Source organism: Methanobrevibacter sp., from assembly GCF_036307625.1.
Lineage (GTDB): Archaea > Methanobacteriota > Methanobacteria > Methanobacteriales > Methanobacteriaceae > Methanocatella.
The window spans coordinates 1-2,626 of record NZ_JAXJXF010000016.1; the positions used below are offsets into that span (position 1 = coordinate 1).

Here is a 2,626-nt window from a genome sequence, read left to right on the forward strand (position 1 = left end):
GTATTGCGGTCATAGCATGGGGGTTATACCTGGTCTCGTTTCGATCCCAGTAGTGAAGTCCTTTTGTGTTTTGTTTGTGTACTATGGTTTTCTATGGGAATTTCATTTCGCTGCAAGCTTTCTCTATTACAATTATTAATTACTACTTTTCTTAACTGTTTTTTTTTATATTATTTTACTGATTTAATGCCATATATTGCATCAGTAGGTGATTTTTTGAATATTAATATATTGGATACTACATTACGTGATGGTGAACAGACTCCAGGTGTTTCTTTAACTTCTAATGAAAAATTTAGAATTGCTGTTAAATTGGATGAAATTGGCATAGACTTTATTGAAGCAGGTTCTGCCATAACATCTGATGGTGAAAGGAATTCTATTAAAGAAATTACTAAACAAGGGTTTAATGCAGAAATCCTAAGTTTTTCAAGACCTTTAAAAGGGGATATTGATTATTGTGTTGACTGTGATGTTGATGCTGTTAATTTGGTTGTTCCCACTTCAGACTTGCATATTAAAGATAAATTAAACATGACCCGTGAAGAACTTATTGATTTATCCAATAATGCTATTGATTACTGTAAAGATCATGGATTGTCTGTTGAGTTATCTGCTGAAGATGCTTCAAGAAGCGATAAAAATTTTTTGAAATCAGTTTATAGTGATGCAATTGAACATGGTGTTGATAGAATCTGTGTTTGTGATACTGTTGGAATTTTAACACCTGATTCTTCTTTTGAATTATTTGATTATTTTAATGATTTTAATGTTCCTGTTGCATGCCACTGCCATAATGATTTTGGATTGGCTGTTGCAAATACTTTGGCGGCTATCAAAGGAGGTGCTACAGAAATCCATACTACGATTAACGGTATAGGTGAAAGGGCTGGAAATACCTCCTTTGAGGAATGCGTTGTCAGTATTGATAGACTTTTCCCTGAATTTTCAACAAACATTAAAATTAATGAAATTTATGATACTTCAAAACTGGTCGCCAGATTAACGGGTGTTTATATTCAACCTAATAAGGCAATTGTTGGAGAAAATGCATTTGCTCATGAATCTGGAATTCATTCCGATGGAATCATAAAAAATTCCGCTACTTATGAACCGATGACTCCAGAACTTGTCGGAAGGACAAGAAAGTTCATTATAGGAAAACATATGGGAACTCATGGTTTGAATAATAGACTAAAGGAAATAGGTTTGAATGTCAATGATGACCAACTTAAACAGATATGCGAAGATATTAAGGAATTGGCGGATAAGGGTAAAACCGTTACAGATGTTGATTTACAGGTAATTGCTGATAATGTTTTGGAGATCAATCATGAGAATAGAATCAAGCTTGATGAAGTTACCATTGTATCTGGCAATAAGGTAATGCCTACAGCATCCGTTAAAATCACCATTGATGGAGATGAAATTCTTAATGCAGGTGTTGGTTTGGGTCCTGTTGATGCTGCAATCAATGCAATTAAATCTTTAGATATTTTCAAAGACATTGATTTGATTGAATATCACGTAGATTCCATTACGGGCGGTACTGATGCATTTATTGATGTGATTATTAAACTTCAAAAGGGTGATAAGGTTGTATCAGCAAGAGGTACTGAAGCTGATATTATCAATGCAAGTGTTAAGGCATATATTGCAGGAGTTAACAGATTACTTGGAGATTAGTTTAATGTATATGGATAATTTAAATATTGTGGGTTTTAGGGCTACTATTGATTCAATTGATGAAACTTTAAAGCAAATGAATAATCTTAAAAAGGATGGCGAAATAATTCAACTTCTAAATGCGGATTCGATAGTTTCAAAAAATCATATAATCCATGGTGTTAATCAGGCATTTCTTGCTTTTAGCAGGGATGAAAATTTGGCGAATGATATTAGTGTTGAAATTGTTTTGAGATGCTCTGCCCAACGACAAATATCAAAGGCATTTGATATTTTGGGTCTTAAAGAAGGAAATATCAATCTATGTGTTATTTTTATTAATTGCGATTATACTGAAGAGTTAAGTTCTGTCTTTTCCCAAGACGATGAAGTTTTTACTGCAGATAAAAAAAGATTACAAAAAGTATACTCCATTTCAGATGAGGAACTCAGAACAATGTCTCTGGAAAATATTATAATCGACAGAATTACTAAGCTTACTGTAAACTATTGATTTCGTTGATGATTTTATCCAAGTATTCTTTTTCAAGACATTCATATGACAGATTTTTTATTTCAATTGCAATTGCTTTTTGCTTTACCCTATTATAATTTGGGCAGGTTGTAATGAATCCGCTTTTATCAATAGGCAATGCCCTTTTCAGTTTCCAACTTATTTCTTTTGCATTGCTGTTGGGAATAATTACATTAACGCCTCTTTTATTTGCATGCAATGTATTTTCTATATTGTTTTTTAGGTGCTCTGTTGCATTAAATGTAAGTTCTAATTTTTCATCCACATTTTCAAGTTCACTATCTATACCACTGCATATTATATTTGATGTTTTGCTTAACTTTTGAGGCACTGATGTTTTTGAAAAAATCTCATTGCTGTTAGTTGTGATGAAACCACCATTGCCGACATTGATTATTTTCGGTGATCCTGTTGATGCGATAATGA

General features: G+C 32.7%; 2 protein-coding genes, 1 rRNA gene and 1 pseudogene. 3 read left to right on the plus strand and 1 reads right to left on the minus strand.

The features are described 5' to 3' along the window. The first annotated feature begins 1 nt into the window (after position 1). The 3 genes from rrf to cgi121 all read left to right on the plus strand — a co-directional run bounded on the left by rrf (position 2) and on the right by cgi121 (position 2,179). Positions 2 to 119 (plus strand): 5S ribosomal RNA (rrf, locus tag UIB65_RS00725). Positions 120 to 216: 97 nt separating this feature from the next. Further along, complete coding sequence (locus UIB65_RS00730; RefSeq protein WP_330039243.1) at positions 217 to 1,686, plus strand: (R)-citramalate synthase; 1,470 nt, start codon at positions 217 to 219, stop codon at positions 1,684 to 1,686. Positions 1,687 to 1,696: 10 nt separating this feature from the next. Continuing rightward, on the plus strand, positions 1,697 to 2,179 hold the full coding sequence (gene cgi121 / locus UIB65_RS00735; RefSeq protein WP_330039244.1) for a KEOPS complex subunit Cgi121: 483 nt from the start codon (positions 1,697 to 1,699) through the stop codon (positions 2,177 to 2,179). Here cgi121 and UIB65_RS00740 read toward each other — a convergent pair. After that, a pseudogene (locus UIB65_RS00740) lies at positions 2,163 to 2,626 on the minus strand (DegT/DnrJ/EryC1/StrS aminotransferase family protein); the annotation flags it as partial. The gene cgi121 and the pseudogene UIB65_RS00740 sit on opposite strands and share 17 nt — an antisense overlap.

Bases quoted from the DNA above. Each gene is read 5' to 3' on its own strand.
- cgi121 (WP_330039244.1), top strand. From the start codon at position 1,697: ATGGATAATTTAAATATTGTGGGTTTTAGGGCTACTATTGATTCAATT.